General features: G+C 29.3%; 19 protein-coding genes, 2 rRNA genes and 1 other annotated feature. Of the genes, 3 read left to right on the top strand and 18 right to left on the bottom strand.

What is annotated here, in order from left to right; translation table 11 throughout:
• Positions 1–207 precede the first annotated feature (207 nt).
• Positions 208–1560 carry a UDP-N-acetylmuramate--L-alanine ligase gene (gene murC / locus I2H23_RS12390; protein WP_092921469.1) on the top strand — a complete coding sequence of 451 codons (1353 nt, stop codon included), beginning with the start codon at positions 208–210 and terminating at the stop codon, positions 1558–1560.
• Positions 1561–1611: 51 nt separating this feature from the next.
• Here murC and I2H23_RS12395 read toward each other — a convergent pair whose 3' ends face one another.
• From I2H23_RS12395 to I2H23_RS12435, 9 genes are all read right to left on the bottom strand, one after another.
• Positions 1612–2412: a hypothetical protein gene (locus I2H23_RS12395; RefSeq protein ID WP_092921471.1), complete on the bottom strand. Its 801-nt coding sequence runs from the start codon at positions 2410–2412 to the stop codon at positions 1612–1614.
• Between the two features lie 230 nt (positions 2413–2642).
• The gene (locus tag I2H23_RS12400) at positions 2643–3758 is read right to left on the bottom strand and encodes a M20/M25/M40 family metallo-hydrolase (protein ID WP_092921473.1); all 1116 of its coding nucleotides are present in this window, start codon (positions 3756–3758) and stop codon (positions 2643–2645) included.
• A gap of 81 nt (positions 3759–3839) precedes the next feature.
• Positions 3840–5081 carry a hypothetical protein gene (locus I2H23_RS12405; RefSeq protein ID WP_195581705.1) on the bottom strand — a complete coding sequence of 414 codons (1242 nt, stop codon included), beginning with the start codon at positions 5079–5081 and terminating at the stop codon, positions 3840–3842.
• Between the two features lie 70 nt (positions 5082–5151).
• Positions 5152–6024, bottom strand: coding sequence for a 16S rRNA (adenine(1518)-N(6)/adenine(1519)-N(6))-dimethyltransferase RsmA (gene rsmA / locus I2H23_RS12410; protein WP_092921477.1), 873 nt, complete (start codon positions 6022–6024; stop codon positions 5152–5154).
• Positions 6025–6044: 20 nt separating this feature from the next.
• Positions 6045–6581: a ribonuclease M5 gene (gene rnmV, locus I2H23_RS12415; RefSeq protein WP_092921479.1), complete on the bottom strand. Its 537-nt coding sequence runs from the start codon at positions 6579–6581 to the stop codon at positions 6045–6047.
• Positions 6582–6838: 257 nt separating this feature from the next.
• A complete protein-coding gene (locus I2H23_RS12420) occupies positions 6839–7609 on the bottom strand; it encodes a TatD family hydrolase (protein WP_195581706.1) in 771 nt (256 codons plus the stop codon).
• A gap of 19 nt (positions 7610–7628) precedes the next feature.
• Positions 7629–9602 carry a methionine--tRNA ligase gene (gene metG, locus I2H23_RS12425; RefSeq protein ID WP_330615415.1) on the bottom strand — a complete coding sequence of 658 codons (1974 nt, stop codon included), beginning with the start codon at positions 9600–9602 and terminating at the stop codon, positions 7629–7631.
• A 67-nt stretch (positions 9603–9669) separates the two neighbouring features.
• Positions 9670–9961: a binding site (T-box leader), on the bottom strand.
• A 145-nt stretch (positions 9962–10106) separates the two neighbouring features.
• On the bottom strand, positions 10107–10631 hold the full coding sequence (locus I2H23_RS12430) for a spore maturation protein (RefSeq protein WP_092921485.1): 525 nt from the start codon (positions 10629–10631) through the stop codon (positions 10107–10109).
• Complete coding sequence (locus I2H23_RS12435; protein ID WP_240276228.1) at positions 10632–11213, bottom strand: nucleoside recognition domain-containing protein; 582 nt, start codon at positions 11211–11213, stop codon at positions 10632–10634.
• Between the two features lie 172 nt (positions 11214–11385).
• Here I2H23_RS12435 and I2H23_RS12440 point away from each other — a divergent pair, with 172 nt between their 5' ends.
• Together I2H23_RS12440 and I2H23_RS12445 are read left to right on the top strand one after the other, a co-directional pair.
• A complete protein-coding gene (locus I2H23_RS12440) occupies positions 11386–12828 on the top strand; it encodes a nicotinate phosphoribosyltransferase (protein ID WP_195581708.1) in 1443 nt (480 codons plus the stop codon).
• Positions 12829–12845: 17 nt separating this feature from the next.
• Positions 12846–13274 (top strand): Lrp/AsnC family transcriptional regulator, encoded by a 429-nt coding sequence (locus I2H23_RS12445; RefSeq protein WP_092921491.1) that lies wholly within the window; start codon positions 12846–12848, stop codon positions 13272–13274.
• A gap of 105 nt (positions 13275–13379) precedes the next feature.
• On the opposite strand, the gene I2H23_RS12450 is transcribed toward I2H23_RS12445, so the two are convergent.
• From I2H23_RS12450 to I2H23_RS12490, 9 genes are all read right to left on the bottom strand, one after another.
• Positions 13380–14081, bottom strand: a complete 702-nt coding sequence (locus I2H23_RS12450) for an HD domain-containing protein (protein ID WP_195581709.1) — start codon at positions 14079–14081, stop codon at positions 13380–13382.
• 26 nt (positions 14082–14107) lie between these two features.
• Entirely contained in the window at positions 14108–14941 is an 834-nt protein-coding gene (gene rsmI / locus I2H23_RS12455) for a 16S rRNA (cytidine(1402)-2'-O)-methyltransferase (protein ID WP_195581710.1), read from the bottom strand.
• The gene (locus I2H23_RS12460) at positions 14942–15694 is read right to left on the bottom strand and encodes a tRNA1(Val) (adenine(37)-N6)-methyltransferase (protein WP_195581711.1); all 753 of its coding nucleotides are present in this window, start codon (positions 15692–15694) and stop codon (positions 14942–14944) included.
• 142 nt (positions 15695–15836) lie between these two features.
• On the bottom strand, positions 15837–16712 hold the full coding sequence (locus I2H23_RS12465) for a PSP1 domain-containing protein (RefSeq protein WP_195581712.1): 876 nt from the start codon (positions 16710–16712) through the stop codon (positions 15837–15839).
• Positions 16709–17644 (bottom strand): DNA polymerase III subunit, encoded by a 936-nt coding sequence (locus I2H23_RS12470; protein WP_195581713.1) that lies wholly within the window; start codon positions 17642–17644, stop codon positions 16709–16711. The genes I2H23_RS12465 and I2H23_RS12470 overlap by 4 nt, the downstream gene beginning before the upstream one ends.
• Positions 17645–17646: 2 nt before the next feature.
• Positions 17647–18336, bottom strand: a complete 690-nt coding sequence (locus I2H23_RS12475; protein ID WP_195581714.1) for a dTMP kinase — start codon at positions 18334–18336, stop codon at positions 17647–17649.
• 173 nt (positions 18337–18509) lie between these two features.
• Positions 18510–19919, bottom strand: a complete 1410-nt coding sequence (locus I2H23_RS12480) for an aminotransferase class I/II-fold pyridoxal phosphate-dependent enzyme (RefSeq protein ID WP_195581715.1) — start codon at positions 19917–19919, stop codon at positions 18510–18512.
• 203 nt (positions 19920–20122) lie between these two features.
• A 5S ribosomal RNA gene (rrf, locus tag I2H23_RS12485) occupies positions 20123–20239 on the bottom strand.
• Positions 20240–20297: 58 nt separating this feature from the next.
• Positions 20298–20376 (bottom strand): 23S ribosomal RNA (locus I2H23_RS12490); the annotation flags it as partial.

The following is a 20376-nucleotide window of genomic DNA, read 5'->3' on the forward strand; positions in this document are numbered from 1 at the left end:
ACGATTGCAGCTTCTTCTATATAAACTAAATAATGCATAACCATGTTTATTATGATATAATAATGGTTATGTTTTAAGCAATTTTTTAATATATTGTATATGTAATATAGTATATGTATATTAATCATTAAATATTGAACATTATACTATTATACCACAAACATAGTTCATATTGTAGGGCTTAATTAAAAGAAAGGTGGTTTTCTTATGAAGATACATTTCATTGGAATCGGTGGCATAAGCATGAGTGCTTTAGCTGAAATATGCCTTAATAAAGGATATAAAGTTTCTGGTTCAGATTCAAACGAATCTTACTTATTAGATAAACTTAGATCTCAAGGCGCTAATATATTTATAGGACATGAAAAAGAACATTTGGCAGATGATGTAGATATGGTTGTTTACACTGCGGCAGTTCATGATGATAATGCTGAGCTTATTGCAGCTAGAGAAAAGAATAAACTTGTTGTAAACAGAGCTACTTTCTTAGGTCAAATAATGAGAGAGTACAAAAATTCTATAGCAATTTCTGGTACTCATGGTAAAACTTCAACTACTTCTATGTTATCTACTATATTCCAATATGCGGATTTAGATCCAACTATATTAGTTGGTGGAAATTTAAGTAGTATAGGTGGTAATGTTAAAATAGGTAACTCTGATCATTTCATAACAGAGGCATGTGAATATGTTGATAGTTTCCTAAACTTTAACCCTAAGATATCAACAGTTTTAAATATAGAGGAAGACCATTTAGATTACTTCTCAGGCTTAGATGAAATAAAAGCATCTTTTAATAAATTTGGTAAATTACTTCCTAAAGATGGTTATTTCATAATAAATGGAGATGACGAAAATACAAATGATATATTACACGACGTAAAAGCTACTGTTATAAAATACGGTACAAATTTAGATAATGATGCTTTAATTAAAAATATAAGCTTCAATGAAAAAGGTCATGGTATATTCGAGATAGAATTGAATGGTAAAAATTTAGGTGTATTTGAACTTTCTGTTCCAGGACTTCATAACATCTACAATGCTACTGCTGCTATATTAGTTGCTTATGTTTCTAATATAGAATTAGAGCTTATAAGAGAAAATATAAAATCTTATTCTGGTGTTGGAAGAAGATTTGAGGTTAAGGGTAAATATAATGATGCATTAATAATTGATGATTATGCTCATCACCCTACTGAATTAAAGGCTACTTTATCTGCTGCTAAAAAGATGAAGAAGTCTAAGTTATGGTGTATATTCCAACCTCATACTTACACTAGAACTAAGTCTCTTTTAAATGAATTTGCTGAAGCATTTTATTCTGCTGATAAAGTTATTATAACTGACATATACGCTGCCAGAGAAAATGATCCAGGAGATATTCATTCTAAAGATTTAGTTGAAAAGTTATATCAAAACCATGTTGATGTTGCTTATATAAGTAAGTTTGAAGATATAGTTGACTATCTTCGTGATAATGTCTCTTCTAATGATTTAGTAATAACTGCTGGTGCAGGACCTATATACAAGGTAGCTGAAGAATTAGTTGAAAATTAATAAACAAAAAGGATATACTAGCTAGTATATCCTTTTTGCTTATTAAAATACTTATTCCTCTAATTTAAATATGTCTTTTACAAGATAATCATATAATCCAGTGTGGACTTCATAATATGCTTGAATTTTATTCTTTCCTTCACCCTGTGTTATTTTTACATAATCTTTACCCATTGTTTCTACTTTCGCATCATAGTTCTCGCCTTGAATGTTTATAGTAAAGTTGTACTTACTTCTTTCTTTACTCTTTTCTGGCTGAACTTTGCCAACCATTCTCTTTTGAACCATTTTAAGTGCTAGGTCTTTAAAATTCCAGCCAAATATTTTCTTAGTTTCATCTTTATAAGTTATTTTTACAGTATCCCAACTCTTATACTGCTTTATAAAGTCAAATGACAAATATATACTCTCACTTAAAAGCTTACTAAGTTCTTTTTTTGTAGCAACCGGAACTTTATAGTACTCTTCTTTGCTGACAGTGTATACCCTAAAGTAATTCAAGTCTGTTGAAAATCTAATTCCATCATCTGAGTTACCATTGTATATAGGAGTGTATGATTGTGGCTTTCTTATTTTTGTAAATTCTGTAAATAACACAGTTATATTATCCCAATAATCCTTTTCTATTCTAACACTTTCTACTTTTGAATCTGATAAGTATATTTTACTTTTAGAGCTCAATTGTTTTATTAATGATCTTGTGTCATCTTCTAATGCCTCTGTCGTTTGTTGTCCTGGTTCTTTGTCTTTTGTATCTTTGAACAAGGTAAATCCTAAGAAATAGCATACAAAGAATAACACTACAGTAAGAGCTACTAAAACCTTTTTTTTGATTTTTTTCTTCTTAGCCATCTTCACGCCTCCTTTATCCATATAATCATAAGATAATTATATTACTTTTATGTAGTTTTTGTAAGACATAATTACTTATTATACTTATTTCCAGGGAAATTACTACACCCTTCTACACAAATACTTGTACATTTTTTAAATTTTATACATTTTTCTCTTATCTTTTAACATAAAAATAGTATCTAAAAGCAATTTAGATACTATTTTCTAATTAGTTTTTAATTTTTAATTTATGCTTCTTTTATTAACTCAGTTACCATTTTAGCAGAATTTTCTATATCCTTTATAGCTATATATTCTTCTAATGTATGAGCATTTTTCATACCTATACCTAGGTTAACTGCTTTTATTCCATTTTTATTTAATATATTAGTGTCACTACCTCCACCTGTAGATGTTGTGTGACCTTCTACATTCATATTAGCAAAAGCTTTTTTAGCTAGCACTACTATTTCATCATCTTCAGATATATTAAATGGTGCATAAGCTCTTGTAGTTTCTATTTCTATTTTAGCTCCAAATTCTTTAGCTGCTTTTTTAAATACATCTACCATATGGTTTGTTTGAGCATCTAACTTTTCTTCGCTTAAGCTTCTAGCTTCTGCTGCTATTTCTAATTCTGGCATAACTATATTTGTTGCTATTCCACCATTTATTATACCTATATTAGCAGTAGTTTCTTCATCTATTCTTAATAAATTCATATTTTCTATAGCTCTTGCTGCAACCATTACTGAACTTACTCCATTTTCTGGTTCAAGACCTGCATGAGCTGGTTTTCCTATTATTTTGACCTTTATAGCATCTTGTGCTGGCGCTTGAATTATTATTTCTCCTGGAGCTCCACCACTATCTAAAACAAATGCATAATCTGCATTTACTTTAGAATAATCTAAGTACTTAGCACCATATAATCCGCCTTCTTCCCATATTGAGAATACAACTTGTATATCCGCATGTTGGATATCATTTTCCTTAACTGTTCTTAATGCTTCTAATATAGCAGCTATACCAGCTTTATCATCAGACCCTAGTACTGTTGTTCCATCACTTTTTATTATACCATTAGCTTCATCTATTATAGGCTTTACTCCTATACCAGGACTAACTGTATCCATATGTGAAGTGAAAAGTAATGTTTTACCCTCTCTATTTCCTTTTAATGTAGCAATTACATTTCCTGTTTCTCCACCAGCTTTTACACCAGCACCATCTATCACAACTTCTAAACCTATTTCTTTTAGTTTTTCAACTAAAACTTCAGCTATTTTACCTTCTTTTGAAGATGGACTGTCGATTTGAACTAGCTCTAAAAATTCATTGATTAGTCTTTGATTATTTATCATATATTCTCCTCCAGTTATACTTGGTCTACCTATAATTTTAGAGCATTACCAAAAATTTATCAATATCTGAGGTAATTTATTCTATTTTATTATTTTTCTACTTCTTGAATCTATCATACATAACCAATATCCTAAGCTATCATTTCTTGTGTCACAAGGTTGATATTCTCTAAACCCTGTATGACCTTTATCTGGTTGTTCTGTTTTATTCCCTGGAACTGCGTATATATAATTTTTTCTCTTATTATACTCATCATATTGTACACCAAATAAGTAATGTCTATACTTATATGATTGCATCACTGCATCACTATACATTGTATAATTTAGAGTATTAACATATCCTAAGTAAGGCATAGTATAACCACATAAAGTTATAGGACTTATTTCAATTTTCCACCATCTAGTATTATCTATTTCATCTTTAATAAATGGTTTTACTTCCTTAAAATGTTTAAGCCCTTTTTTTATTTGTCTTGGCATTAAAAGTGTTCCCGCTGTTTTTTGGTATTCGTCTATAGAATTTGATTTTGCATACTTTTGACGTGTTTTTTGTTGATGTGAAGCATTAGGATATGTCTTGTTTTCTTTAGGTTCACTACTTTTTCTATTTTTCTCTATAGTTTTATCTATATTATCATATTCGTCATATTTTTCTCTAGTTTGAGGATTTACATCCTCCTCTATAATTTCATAATAACCATCATCTGAGTTGTATACACTTTCTTCTTCACTTTCATACTCTTCTTCATCATCATCTATTTCTATATACTCTATTTCTTCATACACTTCATACTCTTCTTCATTATCATCTTCTTCTATATTATCTACATCTATATATCCTATTTCTTCATATTCCTCAAACCCTTCGTCATTATCATCTACTTCTATATACTCTATTTCTTCATATCCCTCAAATCTTTCGTCATCTTCATACTCTTCTCCTGCAAATAATATTTCCTCATAATTATCTATCTTAGTACCTTTAAATCCTATAAGTGGTACAGTTTTTTCATATAAAAGAGCTATACCTTTTATATCTATATCTTCTCTGTCTAAATTTAATGTAAATTCACCTTTTCCTTGCTCACTTGGCAATACCTTTCCTAAATCAAGGGTATCATAATCGCTTTGTATAGCAACTACCCTATATCCATCTTTCATAAATTTAAGATTTTCTACATATAATGAAATTATTGATTTTTCATCATTTATCTCTACTTTAGCAAATGCTTTTGGTAAAACACGTTCTTTGTATCTAAAGTTAGTGTCCTTAGCTTCAAGGATTATATAATCTCTCTTAAATTTTTTTTTAGCTGCCACTTTTAATCCCCCTTTTAACATAATTTCTCTTAATAGTATATGAGTATGATTCTAAAAAAAGTACCTTCAATTATTTTGAAGGTACTTTTTCATTTACTTTATTTGATAAAGTGGCAAACTCTTCTATTGATAAAGTTTCCCCTCTTCTTTTTTCATCTATATTAGCAGCACTTAGTACTTCCTTTATCTCATCTTTACTTAAGAATCCTAATCCACCTAATGCATTAAGTAATGTTTTTCTTCTTTGTCCAAAAGCCGCTTTAACAGTCTTGAAGAATATTTCTTCATTATCAACTGGATATTTTATTTCTTCTCTAACATGAAGTCCTATAACTGTTGAGTCAACATTTGGTTGTGGTATAAACATATGTCTTGGTGCTTTTGCTACTATTTCTGTATCACAATAATATTGAACTGCTACTGATAAAGCTCCATAATCTTTTGTTCCTGGTACTGCATTCATTCTATCTGCAACTTCCTTTTGTACCATTACAACTATATCCGTTACTGGTATATCTTCTTCTAAGAACTTCATAACTATTGGAGTTGTTATATAGTATGGTAAGTTTGCAACTAATTTAACTGGTCCCCCATTTAGTTTTTCTTTTACTAATTCTTGAACATTTACTTTTAATATATCTTGATTTATAACTTCTATATTATCAAAGTCTTTTAATGTTTCACCCTGTAATATAGGTATTAATGTTTTATCTATTTCTATAGCCACAACTTTCTGAGCTACTTTACCCATCTCACGAGTTAGTGTCCCTATACCAGGACCTACTTCTATTATATAGTCTCCTTCAGAAAGTCTTGCCCCTCTTAATATTTTATCTATTACATTATCATCTATTAAAAAGTTTTGCCCTAAAGACTTTGAAAATTTAAATCCGTGCTTTTCAACTACATCTTTTGTGGCTCTATGTGATGAAAGTCTATCCATTAATTTTTCTCCTTTTATATTTATTTATCTAAAGTTTCTAGTGATTTTACAAATTCTTCTCTAGTAACCCCATAATTATTTAATCTATTTAAGAATTGCTTGGCATTTCCATATCCGATTCCAAGTATCTTTCCTAATTCATCTCTTCTATTAGATGCATCTTCATTTCCTATAAGTCCATTTCTTATTAAATCAACTTGCTTAAATTCATCTCTTTTTTCTGTACTTTCTGTTCTAACTCTCTCAAGAGCTGCTATTATACTCTTTGGTGTGGCATTTTCTATACCTATGTCACCATCTTTTTTAGCTTCCTCTCTTGGTAAAAAAGCATGCTTACATCCTGGAACTTCTGCAGCTATTTTTTTTCTTATTTTTTCACCCGCAAAATCAGGATCTGTAAATATTATTACTCCACGTCTTTTTTGAGCAGATTTTATTCTTTCCATAACACCTTTAGGAAACCCAAATCCACCAGTTGTTATAAGTTCTGCATCTACAGCTCTTTTTACTGCTGTAACATCGTCTCTTCCTTCTACAACTATTATTTCTTTTATCATTATCAATTCACCTTTATCTGTTTTGTATCCTGTCTTAACTTCATTTCTATATTTTACGTTTTTTATGTAATTTTATCAAGGAAAAACAAAAACTATAATATCATTATGTGCTATAGTTTTTGTTTTTACACTCTATTTTTATTGTGTTTTACAATATTTACTTAATAATTATAGTGCCTAGAATAATAATGTATATCTATAAATATTTTATAATTGTATTAAAAAAAGCTCTTGAGACTATACAGTCTCAAGGGCTTTTATTTTATATTAAATAATCTTTTAGCATTTTCTTTTGTAGCTTTGCAAACTTGCTCGTAAGATATACCTTTTTCTTGAGCAATCTTATCTGCTACAAATTGAACTAATGATGGGTCATTTCTTTTCCCTCTATGAGGCTCTGGAGCCATATATGGTGAATCAGTTTCTATTAATAAATATTCTAGAGGTATTTCTTTTGCTACTTCTCTAGTTTTTTTATTATTTTTAAAAGTCACTGTTCCTGGTATTGATATATAGCAACCCATTTTTACATATTCTCTAGCTAATTCAACATTCCCACTATAACAATGAAGCACGCATCCTATTTCTGGAGATTTTGTATTTTTTATTATTTCAAAAGTATCTCCATGAGCATCTCTATCATGTATTATTATAGGCAATTTTAACTCATTAGCTAATTCTATTTGTTTTTTAAACCATTCTTTTTGTTCTTCTCTAGGTGAATTATCATAGTAATAGTCTAATCCGATTTCACCTATAGCTACTACTTTTTCATTTTCAGTAGCTAATTTTCTTAAAGTATCTATTGCAGTTTCATCTAAATCTTTAACATCGTGTGGATGTACTCCAACTGCTGCATATATAAAATCATACTTATTAGCTAATTCTACACTAGTTATTGATGTTTCTATATCTGCTCCTGGATTTAATACTAAATCTACACCTTTTTCTTTTAAAGATTCTATTAATTCTTCTCTATCTTCATCAAATCTTTCACTATTTAAGTGTGCGTGTGAGTCAAATAACATTTTTTATTCTCCTAACTAATTAACGAACTTCGCATCCATCCTTAGCACCTGTTGCTACTGGTACTATTAAATCATCACCATCATCTCCAGCAGCTAATATCATACCTTGAGATTCTACTCCTCTTAGCTTAACTGGCTTTAAGTTACAAACAACTATAACTTCTTTTCCAACCATATCTTCTGGCTTATACCATTTAGCTATTCCAGATACGATTTGTCTTGTCTCTGAACCTAATTTTATTTGAGATACTAAAAGTCTATCTGCTTTTGGATGTTTTTCACAGCTTAAAACTTTACCTACTCTTAGTTCAACTTTATCTAATTCATCTATTGTTATGTTTTCTTTGTGCTCTAATGGAGCTACTTCTTCTACTACGTCTTTCTTTTCTGCAAATAATTCGTTCAATTCTTCTACTTCCTTTTCTATATCTAATCTTGGGAATAAAGATTCACCTTTGTGTACTTTTGTTCCTTCAGTTATTAATCCAAATGTTTTAACACTTTCCCAAGTTGTTAATTCTTCATTTGTTATTCCTAATTGACAGTATATTTTTTTAGCAGTAGCGTTCATTATTGGATTTATTAATGTAGCTACTATTCTTATAGATTCACATAAGTTGTATAATACTGTATCTAAAGTATCTTTGTTAGCTTCATCTTTTGCTAAAGCCCAAGGCATAGTTTCATCTATATACTTGTTAGTTCTTCTTATTAATTTCCAAGCACTTTCTAATGCTTCATTAAATTGAAGTTTGTTCATTTCATTTTCAAAATTTTCTACTGATAATCTAGCAGTTTCTTTTAAGTCAGCATCAAATTCAGTAGTAGCTTTTGGCATTGGTATTATTCCACCGTTATATTTTTCAACCATTGCAACTGTTCTACTTACTAAGTTTCCTAAATCATTTGCTAAATCTGAGTTAAGTCTAGTTATAAAGTTTCTATGAGTATAGTTACCATCTTGACCAAATGCAAATTCTCTTAATAAGAAGTATTTAAGAGCATCTACTCCGTATCTTTCTATCATTTGCTCTGGATAAACTATGTTTCCTTTTGATTTACTCATCTTATCATTATCAAATAATATCCATCCATGTCCATATACTTGTGTAGGTACTTCTTCACCTAAAGCCATAAGTATAGCTGGCCATATTATTGTATGGAATCTCATTATTTCTTTACCTACTATATGAACATTAGCTGGCCAGAATTTTTTATATTCTGAATCATTTTCACTCATATATCCTAAAGCTGTTATATAGTTGCATAAAGCATCTACCCAAACGTATATTACGTGTTTTTCATCAAATGGTACCTTTATACCCCAATCAAATGTAGTTCTAGTTACACATAAATCTTCTAATCCTTTATCTAAGAAGTTTGCAACCATCTCATTTTTTCTTGATACTGGGAAACAGAAGTTAGGGTCAGCAAATAATTCTCTTAATCTATCTTCGTATTTTGATAATTTGAAGAAGTAAGCCTCTTCCTTAGCATCATAAGTTTCTCTTCCACAGTCAGGACACTTATTTCCATCTACTAATTGTGATTCTGTCCAGAAACTTTCACATGGAGTACAATACTTACCTTCATAAGCTCCTTTGTATATATCTCCTTGTTCATATAACTTAGTAAATATCTTTTGGATTATTACCTTATGTCTATCTTGTGTAGTTCTTATAAAATCATCATATGATATATCCATAGTCTTCCATAACTTTTGTATATCTGCTATCATTCCATCTAAGTATTCTATCTCAGTCATACCTTTTGCCTTAGCAGTTTTTTGTATCTTTTCTCCGTGCTCATCTGTTCCTGTTAAGAACTTTACATCATATCCACAGAAACGTTTAAATCTTGCTATTGCATCTGCTGCAACAGTTGTATAAGTATGTCCTATATGTAAGTTTCCACTTGGGTAGTATATAGGAGTTGTTACATAGAAAGTTGGTTTTGTCATATTCTTACCTCCTGATTTATTTTTAGTATATATTTATATTTTTAACCTTTAATATAGAGTTGAAACTCTTTGTATTAAAAAACTCGCCTCCTATGATATACATAGGGGCGAGATTATTCGCGGTACCACCCTAATTATCTAAATTTATAGATACTACTTTAAAAGTTAAAACTTATTGATGTTTGCTCATATCAATATAGTATCTTATAATACTTTAGATATCTTAGCAGACTATAACGTGTCTAACCGTTTTATCTTAAAAATAGAGCTATCTATTATTCAGATAAAAAAGCTCCGAGGCCATCTTCAATAATTTCTTTGACGCTAGCTTTCACCTAACCTAGCTCTCTGTAGAAAAAGTCCTTATTTACTCTTCTCTTCTCAGCTTTATATATTTCTATATTTTACTAAATAAATATATTTTATTCATTTTATGTAATTTTGTTACTATTTAAAACTAATTCTATATAATTAATAAATTAATGTCAATTGGTTTTTACACTTTAATTATACCATCTTGTACATTTTATAGAAATATTAAGCTGTAAATAATATATAGCAGATAAATACAGATGCTATAACTCCTGCAATATGACTTATCATAGCACAAGTTAGTGTGTGTCTAGTGTTCTTTATTTTTAAACTTCCATAGTATATAGCCATTGTGTAAAAAATTGTTTCAGATGCCCCAACTATTGTAGATCCCATTTTCTCTATTATGGTATCTATACCTACTCTTTGTGCTAATTCAGTATACATTCCAAGTGCACCGCTTCCTGAAAGAGGTTTTACTATTATTAATCCTATAAGTTCTTTTGGTATACTCATTAGCTCTGCTATTGGCTTAAATAAAAATTCAAGCATTTCTATTCCTTTCCCAGTTTTAAATATCCCTATCGCTAAGAATATCCCTATTATGTAAGGTGTTATAGACCAAGCTGATTTAAGACCATCTATTGCTCCTTTTACAAAACTATCATATATATCTATTTTTTTGTGTCTTCCATAAATAACTATGTAAAGTATTATTAGAGGGACAAGTATATTTGAAAATAGCTCCATCTATCTTAACCTCCTTTTACTTTGCAATAATTTACAGGTTATTATAGCTATTATTGTTGATACTGTTGTTGCAAATAATGTAGTTACTATTATCTGACTTGGATTTTGAGAACCTAAATCCATTCTTATTTTGAGCATAGTAAATGGTATTAACTGAATTGATGATATATTAATGACTAAAAACATTATCATATCATTTGTCGCTGTATCCTTTTTAGGATTTAAAGTTTGTAGTTCTTCCATAGCCTTTAGTCCAAATGCTGTAGCTCCATTACCTGCCCCTACCATATTCAAAGCTATATTCATAACCATATAAGACATAGCTTTATGTCCCTTTGGTATGGATGGGAAAAGTCTTGTCATTATAGGGTTTAGTTTTTGTCCAATTTTTTCTATCAATCCAGCATCTTTTGCTATGTTCATTATCCCCATCCAAAGAGCCATTACCCCAGCTAAACTTATTGCAAATTCTACTCCTTTAGATGCCTCTGTTAATATTACTTTGTTTAGTTCTCCTAGATTATTAAACACCATACTTCCTATTATTCCTATAGCAATCATATAAAACCATATTCTTGCCATTAAATCGCCTCCCCTCTAGATAAATTTTATGATTTATATATACTACTTTATACTTGAAACTTGCACTATATTGTGTTTTAGTATATATGTGGGGTTTTTTAATCAACTAGCTTTTCATACTAATCCATATACGAAGTGATTTTATAATTATATATATTTAAGGAGAAATGCAATGAGAAATTTAACACTTCTTACTGATTTGTATCAACTCACTATGATAAATGGTTATTTTGAAAAAAATATCCATGAAGATGTTGTAGTATTTGATATGTTTTTTAGAAAAAATGCTTGCAACGGGGGCTACACAATAGTGTGTGGTATAGATCAATTTGTTGAGTATATAAAAAACATAAATTTTTCCGATGAAGATTTAAAGTATCTTAAAAGCCTAAATCTTTTTTCTGATAAATTTTTAACGTTTTTGAAGGATTTCAAATTTACAGGGGATATATACTCAGTTGAAGAAGGTACTATAATGTTCCCAAATGAGCCTATACTTACTGTAAAAGCTCCATTATATCAAGCCCAATTAATCGAAACTGCCTTATTAACAATTGTTAATTTTCAATCACTTATAGCAACGAAGGCATCTAGAGTTTGTTTTGCTGCTCAAGGAGATCCAGTGTTTGAGTTTGGACTTAGACGTGCTCAAGGTCCTGATGCCGGTACATATGGTGCTAGAGCTGCTATGATAGGGGGATGTAATGCTACTGCTAATGTTTTAGCAGGTAAATTATTTGATGTTCCTGTAGTAGGAACTCAAGCTCATAGCTGGGTTCAAAAATTTGATACAGAATTAGAGGCATTTGAAGCTTATGCCGACATATATCCAGATAAATGCCTTTTACTTATAGACACTTATAATGTATTAAATAGTGGACTTCCTAATGCTATAAAAATATTCAAAGACTTAAGAGAAAAAGGTCACAAGCCTTTAGGTATTAGATTAGATTCTGGTGATTTACACTATTTATCTAAAGAATGTAAAAAAGCATTAGAAGAGGAAGGTTTTACTGATATTAGTATAACAGCATCTAATGACTTAGATGAGCATACTATATCTAATCTTAAATCTGAAGGTGCTGCTATAAACTCTTGGGGTGTTGGAACTAAATTGATAACATCTGCTGACTCTCCGTCTCTGGGAGGAGTTTACAAGTTAGCTGCATCTTTTAATGGCGATAAAATAGAACCTAAGATAAAATTATCAGAAGATCCTGAAAAAATAAATAACCCAGGATATAAAAAAGTTGTAAGAATTTATAATGAAGATAACAAGGCTGAAGCAGATTTAATAATGTTGCATGATGAGAAAATAGATGAATCTAAGCCTCTTACTGTATTCCATCCTGTATACACTTGGAAATCAAAAGTTTTTAATAACTATACAGTTAAAGAGCTTCATAAGCCTTTATTTATAAATGGTAAATGTATGTATGAGCATAAACCTGTTATGAAAATAAGAGATTATGTACAAAATGAGTTAAACACTTTATGGGATGAGTACAGAAGATTTTCTAATCCTCAGACTTACAAAGTAGATTTATCTAAGGACCTTTGGGACCTAAAAAACAACATGATAGATTCTAAAAATTTCTATAATAAATCATCTTAATACAAGGGGGATTCAAAATGGATGCTACAGATCACAGAATTATAGACATTCTACAACAAGATGGTAGAATTTCAATGAAAGATTTAGGTAAAATAGTTGGACTAACTTCTCCAGCTGTTTCTGAAAGAGTTAAAAGGCTAGAGGAATCAGGAATAATAGAAGGTTATAAAGCTATAGTTAATCCTGATGCTTTAGGTAGAGTTATAAAAGCTTTTATACACATATCTTTACCTAGCAATAAGTATGAAGAGTTTATTAATGTAGCTCGTCAAGATCCAAGAATAGTTGAATGTCATCATGTTACAGGAGATGACTGCTCACTATTAAAGGTTGTAGTTAGAGACATGTATGAACTTGAAAACGTTATTGATACAATAAAGAAAATCGGCTCTACTAAAACTTCAGTTATACTATCAACACCAATACAAGCTAAGGCTATATTATAAAAATTGATCCAATATTATCAAAAAAGAAGTCAATGTAAAGTAACTACTATTTTACATTGACTTCTTTTCTTTAAAAATATATATTCTAGATAACTAATATTTATATTATGAACTTTGCTTATATCTATAGATATAATTCGTAAGTGCATATTCCATATACACCTTTATTATATTCATATCTTCATTTGGATTTAGTAGTTTTCTTGTTGCTACTATATCGCAATAGCCTAATATAAACACTCCTATACAGTCTTTTCCTAAAATATCAAATAACTCTGTAAGATTTTCTTTACTCATATCATTTTTCTTATATAGAGCTAAGAGTACCATATGGTATCTTACATATTTTTCAATCAATTCTATACTTCTTTCATCAAGATTTAGGCTTTTTCCTAATTCTCTTGAAATTTTAGCTCCTACTATCTCATGCCCTCTAAAATGTACTCTTCCTGTATCATCTACTGTTTTACTGTCTGCTTTACCTATATCATGTAAGAATATACTTAATTTTAATAGATGAATCTTTTTTATATGACCATCCATATCTTCATTTAAATATTCTTTTATATTGTTTCTTAAATGACTTGAGAAAAATTCTCCCTCTTTGAGTATTTCTTCAAACTCTTCTAAGGCTTTTATAGAATGTTCATAGACATTTACTACATGAAATTTACATTCTCCTACTTCTTTCATGCCATTTAATTTTAATATAACTTTTTCTAATTTTTTAAGTCTATCTAATTCTTTAAACTTTTCTGATGTATTTTCAAACACTAAACTTTCTAACAACATATCTTTAATTTCCATTTTAGCCACCCCAAGTTAGTTTTATTTTATAGGTCTAAAACTTGCTTATATACTATATCTTTCTGTAGTTTTCTGTCCTTACATACTATTTTTATAGCTTCTTTTTTATTTTTACCTTCTTCTAGTAATGCAATAACATATTCTCTTTCATTAAGGTCATCATAGCTATTTTTCTTAGTTATCTCACCTTTAAATCCTTCTACTATTAATACAAATTCACCCTTTACTTCTTTTTCATTAAATATTTCAATTACTGTTTCAATATCTTCTCTTATTACTTCTTGATATTTTTTAGTAAGTTCTCTATTTACTGCTATTTTTCTATTTCCTAATATTTTTAGCATATCTTTTAAAGTATCTTTTAATCTATGTGGTGATTCATAGAATATTATAGTTCTTCTTTCTTCCTTGACTTCCTCTAATTGCTGCCTTCTTACTCTCTTATCTCTGTCTAAAAATCCTTCAAAAGCAAACTTTCTAGTTTCAAGCCCTGAACCAACTAAAGCTATAATAGATGCACTAGCTCCTGGCAATACTTCTATCTCTATATTATTTTCTATTGCTTGCTTTATCATTTCTTCACCTGGGTCGCTTATTCCAGGCATTCCTGCATCACTTATTAATGCTATATTTTCTCCATTTAATAATTTATCTATAAGATAACTTCCTTTAGAATCTTTATTATGTTCATGGTAACTAGTTAATGGTTTAGATATTTCAAAATGATTTAAAAGCTTTATACTATGTCTTGTATCTTCTGCTGCTATTAAATCTACTTCATTTAAAATTCTTACTGTTCTATAAGTCATATCTTCTAAATTACCTATAGGTGTTGGACATACATATAACTTTCCGCTCATTTACTCTTCTCCTATATCTTCATTTGCATATATTGCTTTTATCTCATCTGTATAGTTTCCATCTTCTCCATATACATATAATGGATCCAATATTTTCAATTCTGGTCTTCCATCTTTAGCAAACTCTACAAGTATTAGGTTTGGTGCCTTATTAGCCCTTGGATGAATAAATTGAACTTGCTTAGGTTCTAGTCTATATTTTCTTCCTAACTCTATTATATCTACAAGTCTTGTAGGTCTATGTATCATGAAAAACTTTCCTTTAGGCATTGTAAGCCTTGATGCTGCTCTTATAACATCTTCTAAATTGCATTTAACTTCATGTCTTGATATCATCTTTTTATCATTAGGGTTTTTTATACCATCCATGTGCATATATGGAGGATTTGATGTAACTACATGATAGCCATGTACTTCTAATGTTTTATCTATTGTCTTTATGTCAGCATTTATTATTTCCACTCTGTCTTCTAGATTGTTTAATTTTACAGAGCGAGTAGCCATTTCATATACTTCTTCTTGTATCTCTACACCTATTATTTTACTCGCTTGGCTTTTTCCTGCTATAAGTGTTGGTATTATACCTGTTCCAGTTCCTAAATCTACTACTTTAGCTCCTTTTTTAACCTTTGCAAAATTAGCTAATAATACTGCATCTATACCAAAACAAAATCCAGTTTTATCCTGTATTAATTTAAGACCTTTCAATTGCAAGTCATCTATTCTTTCTGTTTCCTTTAATTGTACTTCCATATATATCTCCTTTCATGTCTTACTCTAAGACTGTCAAATACTTTACTAAATATATTAATATTTTCTATATTAAGTTCTTTATCAATTATATTTATTCTATCTAAAAGGGTAGGAAAAATCCTACCCCCTTAGTTATATAAAATTAATCTTCTAGTTTCTTTAACTCTCTTAATGTAGCTTCATCTATATCATTTTGACATCCACCACATTTTCTAGGCTCTTGTAATACCTTAACATCATCTTTAAGATATACTTTTATAGTCTTATCATTAAATTCAACTTTAACTTGTTCTAATAATGGATTTATTTCTATAACTCGTCCTTTTCCATCTTCAACTTTAACTAATGCTCCTACTGATGGCATAACATCTATCGCTTCTGCATACACATCATGCTCATATTTTAAGCAACAGAACAATCTTCCACATATTCCTGATATTTTTGTAGGGTTTAATGATAAACTTTGGTCTTTTGCCATTTTTATAGATACTGGTTGGAAATCTCCTAACCATGATGAACAACAAAGACTTCTACCACATGGTCCTAATCCACCTATTGTTTTAGCTTCATCTCTAACCCCAATTTGTCTTAATTCTATTCTAGTCTTAAATATCGATGCTAAATCTTTTACAAGCTCTCTAAAATCTATTCTGCCTTCTGCTGTGAAATAGAAAATTAGCTTATTTCTATCAAATGTATATTCACAATCTATTAAATACATAGTTAACCCATGGCTTTTAATTTTTTGTTGGCATATTTTAAAAGTTTCCTTAGATTTTTCTTTGTTTTCAAGATATATTTTAGTATCTTCTTCTGTAGCTACTCTTATGATTGGTTTTAATGGTGAAACTAACTCTTCTTCTGATATTTCCTTTGGCCCTACTACCACTGAACCATATTCTAATCCCCTTGCAGTTTCAACTACTACATCCATATTTTTCTCTATTTCTAAATCAACAGGATCAAAGTAATAAATTTTACCTGCATTTTTAAACCTAACACCCACTATCTTTATCATTTAATCACCTCATATATATTCAAAGCCATAACTTGCATACTTATATTAAAGTTACAATTGCTTCTTATCTTTTTCTTTGTCTCTTCTATTATATCAATAATCTTAGACACTTGAGAATAGCTAATTTTTTTACTCATATTTTGTAAAAAAGTAATTTTATCGGAATTTATTATCATGTTCTTGTCAATTTTTTCTTTTATAAACATAATATCTCTAAAATAATTAATCATAATATCTAAAATATTGAATATATCTCCTCTATATTTTTCTATATCTAACGATATATCTAATATATCAACTATATTCTTATCAAGAAGTCTTTCTATATATGATTGTATTTCTTCTCTCATAAGAGCAAACTCACTAGATTCAGACAGTTCTAATGCTTTTTCTATACTACCTCTAGAAAAAGTAGCTAACAATTGAGCTCTCTGTTCATCTACACCTTTTTGTATTAGGTATTTTTTTAAGTCTATAAGAGATATAGGTAAGAATTTTATTATTTCACATCTAGATTTTATAGTATCTAAAAGAGCTTCTTTATTAGATGTTACAAGAATGATTATAGCATACTTCGGTGGCTCTTCTAACGTCTTTAAAAGAGCATTTTGACCTTCAATTGTCATTTTATGAGCATCATTTATTACATATATTTTATAGTCTTTATGAGGCTTTATAATTATATCTGTTTGTAATTTTCTTATTTGGGCTATTTTTATACTATTTCCATCTGGATTTATCTCTATATAGTCAGGGCTATTTTTAACATCGCTTATATCTAGCAATAATTTTGCTAATTCCTCTGTTAGTTTCTTTTTTCCTATACCTTCTATTCCTTCAAACATGTATGCATGGCTTATTTTATTATTTTTTATAGAATTTGTTAAATATTTTTTAGCAAACTCTTGTCCTATTATATCTTCAAAGTACATATTTATCTCTCCACAGACTTTATCTTATCCACTACAACCTTGTATATCTCTTCATGTATACTATCTATACTTCTAAGGTTTTCTTCCTCTACACAGTTTATTTTTTCCCAATTATACTTATCAGCTATATATAAAGAGTTATTATATGATTTCTCTAAATAATCTAAATCACTTTCATGTATATCTTTTTTATCCTCACCAGTTATTTTATTTTTTCTATTTTCCATAAGTTTTTTACTAAACTCTATTGGAACATCTAAAAATACTACACAATCTGGTTGTGGAATTTTATACAGATTAAACTCATAATCAAATAACCAATCTAAATATTTATCTCTATCTTCCTTAGCCATTTTAGAAGCTTGATGTACCATATTAGATGTTGTATATCTATCTGCAAGTACTACCCCACCGTTGTTATAGAACTCTTCCCATTCTGTTTTAAACGATGCATATCTATCTGCTGCATAAAATGTAGATGCTATATAAGGGTCTACATCTGAAGGCTTACTTCCAAATTCTCCTCTTAAGTACATTTTGACTAGTGCTGATGACTCACCATCATAATTTGGATATTCAACCTTTCTAACATTATATCCATCTTCTAAAAGTCTTTCATATAACTTCTTTGTTTGAGTGGCCTTTCCGCTTGCATCTGATCCACTTTCTATGATTATTAACTTTCCCTTCATATTTATATCCTGATTAAAAAAATATTTAATCAGGTATCACCTCCGTAATTCTTTATTTGGTCTTATATATTTTGATTTATTTTTTAATTATGTATAAGATATCTTAGTAGAGTAGTAGATTAATTGACATAATATATTAAATTAAGTCTATCTAAAATTTATAATCATTTATATTAGTCACTTATAATCTCTATAAATTCTAAATTCGAATCTTTTATTCCATTTATATTCATTCCTTTTTTATGGCATAAAATTACATAATCTATTATTTCTTTAGTAATTACTTCTCCTGGAGACAATAGACTCACTCCCGGCGGATAAGGTATTACATATTCGGCGCAAATTTGTCCGATACTTTCATATATTTTAACACTTTTCTTACTTTTATAAAATGCCTCTCTAGGGTTTAGCACTTTTTCTGGTATTACTACTGGATATTCTAGACATTCTATATAAGAATCTTTCTTATATCTATTTGACATGTCTTCTAACGCTTCGGATAATCTATCTAAATCTTCTTTAGTATTTCCTATAGTACATATTAAAAGTACTCCATAATAATTGGCTAATTCTACCTGTATATTGTACTTTTCTCTTAAAAGATCTTCTAATTCATATCCCGTCATTCCTAGTTTTTTAGAAGATAAAAATAGCTTTGTTTTGTCATCTTCATTATATATATCAAAACTTGTATTTTTATTTTTTTCTTTAAACTTCTCTATATTATCTAAAAGTTCTTCCATTAATTCATGGCCTTTAGTTTCATATATATCTACGGCCAATTCTAATGAAGACATAAGCATATAAGAAGGACTAGATGATTCTATTATTCTAAGCATAGTACTTAATTTTTGTCTATCCACTCTATCTCCTTTTATATGTATCATTGATGATTGAGTAAATGAAGGTAATGTCTTATGAGTGCTTTGAATTACTATATCTGCACCTTCTTCTAGGGCAGTCTTTGGTAATCTATCACTTAAACCTAAATGTGCTCCATGTGCCTCATCTACTATTACTGCTATGTTATGTTTATGCGCATAATCACATATTTCCTTTAAATCAAAAGTTCTTCCATAGTAAGTTGGATATGTAAGTAAAATAGCTTTAGCATCTAAATTATTGTCTATTATCTTCTTAGCTTCTTCAATATGAATTCCCTCTTGTATATTAGTCTCTTTGTCAATTTTAGAAAGTATATATACAGGTTCTATATCAGCTAATATACATGAATTTATAACAGATTGATGGCAATCTCTATTAACAATTATCTTATCCTTAGGATTACATAAAGCCATTATAGCCCCTTGTATCCCACATGTACTTCCATTTATAAGATAATATGTCTCATCGCTTTTGAAAGCCTTAGAAGCCCTTTCTTGCGATTTTTTTATTATTCCTTCTGGCGAATGTAAATTATCAGTTCCTGGTATCTCAGTTGTGTCCATTTTATATATATTTTTAACTATATCAGAGTATCCAAGTTTGTCATAAATTTTTCCTAACTTATGACCTGGCACATGAAATGATATTAGATTAGTTTCTACGATTTCTCTTAAATGATTAATAATCTCTGTTTTCATTTTGTTCTCCTTCTAATGATTAGATCTAACCAATAATCAATATAATAAATTAATACTTATTTAATATGTATTATATTTATCAATTAATTTTCGTATATAAATACAAATAAAGTCGTTGATACTATTATAATCTATCAACGACCTTATTTATACTCATAAAAATAATTTTAATCATTATTTAATTTTAGACATAAAAAAAGATTACGTGGCTACGTCTTACTCTCCCAGGGGGTCGCCCCCCAAGTACCATCAGCGCTAAAGAGCTTAACTTCTGTGTTCGGTATGGGAACAGGTGTATCCTCTTTGCTATAATAACCACATAATCTTTATCTTTTAGAGTTAATACTCTGAAAACTGTATATCATTTAGTTAATGATTTTGGTCAAGTCCTCGACCTATTAGTATCGATAAGCTAAATACATTACTGCACTTACACCTTCGACCTATCAACCAGGTA

The sequence above is a fragment of the Romboutsia sp. BSD2780061687b_171204_C1 genome (assembly GCF_015560225.1).
Lineage (GTDB): Bacteria > Bacillota > Clostridia > Peptostreptococcales > Peptostreptococcaceae > Romboutsia_C > Romboutsia_C hominis.

Excerpts from the sequence above, each read along its gene's own strand:
- I2H23_RS12445 (WP_092921491.1), top strand. The coding sequence starts at position 12,846 with ATGGATGCTACAGATCACAGAATTATAGACATTCTACAACAAGATGGT.
- I2H23_RS12470 (WP_195581713.1), bottom strand. The coding sequence starts at position 17,644 with ATGTACTTTGAAGATATAATAGGACAAGAGTTTGCTAAAAAATATTTA.
- I2H23_RS12460 (WP_195581711.1), bottom strand. The coding sequence starts at position 15,694 with ATGGAAGTACAATTAAAGGAAACAGAAAGAATAGATGACTTGCAATTG.
- rnmV (WP_092921479.1), bottom strand. The coding sequence starts at position 6,581 with ATGATAAAAGAAATAATAGTTGTAGAAGGAAGAGACGATGTTACAGCA.
- rsmA (WP_092921477.1), bottom strand. The coding sequence starts at position 6,024 with ATGGATAGACTTTCATCACATAGAGCCACAAAAGATGTAGTTGAAAAG.
- I2H23_RS12440 (WP_195581708.1), top strand. The coding sequence starts at position 11,386 with ATGAGAAATTTAACACTTCTTACTGATTTGTATCAACTCACTATGATA.
- I2H23_RS12430 (WP_092921485.1), bottom strand. The coding sequence starts at position 10,631 with ATGGAGCTATTTTCAAATATACTTGTCCCTCTAATAATACTTTACATA.
- I2H23_RS12465 (WP_195581712.1), bottom strand. The coding sequence starts at position 16,712 with ATGATAAAGATAGTGGGTGTTAGGTTTAAAAATGCAGGTAAAATTTAT.
- I2H23_RS12400 (WP_092921473.1), bottom strand. The coding sequence starts at position 3,758 with ATGATAAATAATCAAAGACTAATCAATGAATTTTTAGAGCTAGTTCAA.
- I2H23_RS12480 (WP_195581715.1), bottom strand. The coding sequence starts at position 19,919 with ATGAAAACAGAGATTATTAATCATTTAAGAGAAATCGTAGAAACTAAT.
- I2H23_RS12420 (WP_195581706.1), bottom strand. The coding sequence starts at position 7,609 with ATGTTATTTGACTCACACGCACACTTAAATAGTGAAAGATTTGATGAA.
- I2H23_RS12435 (WP_240276228.1), bottom strand. The coding sequence starts at position 11,213 with ATGGCAAGAATATGGTTTTATATGATTGCTATAGGAATAATAGGAAGT.
- rsmI (WP_195581710.1), bottom strand. The coding sequence starts at position 14,941 with ATGAGCGGAAAGTTATATGTATGTCCAACACCTATAGGTAATTTAGAA.
- I2H23_RS12395 (WP_092921471.1), bottom strand. The coding sequence starts at position 2,412 with ATGGCTAAGAAGAAAAAAATCAAAAAAAAGGTTTTAGTAGCTCTTACT.
- I2H23_RS12450 (WP_195581709.1), bottom strand. The coding sequence starts at position 14,081 with ATGGAAATTAAAGATATGTTGTTAGAAAGTTTAGTGTTTGAAAATACA.
- I2H23_RS12475 (WP_195581714.1), bottom strand. The coding sequence starts at position 18,336 with ATGAAGGGAAAGTTAATAATCATAGAAAGTGGATCAGATGCAAGCGGA.
- murC (WP_092921469.1), top strand. The coding sequence starts at position 208 with ATGAAGATACATTTCATTGGAATCGGTGGCATAAGCATGAGTGCTTTA.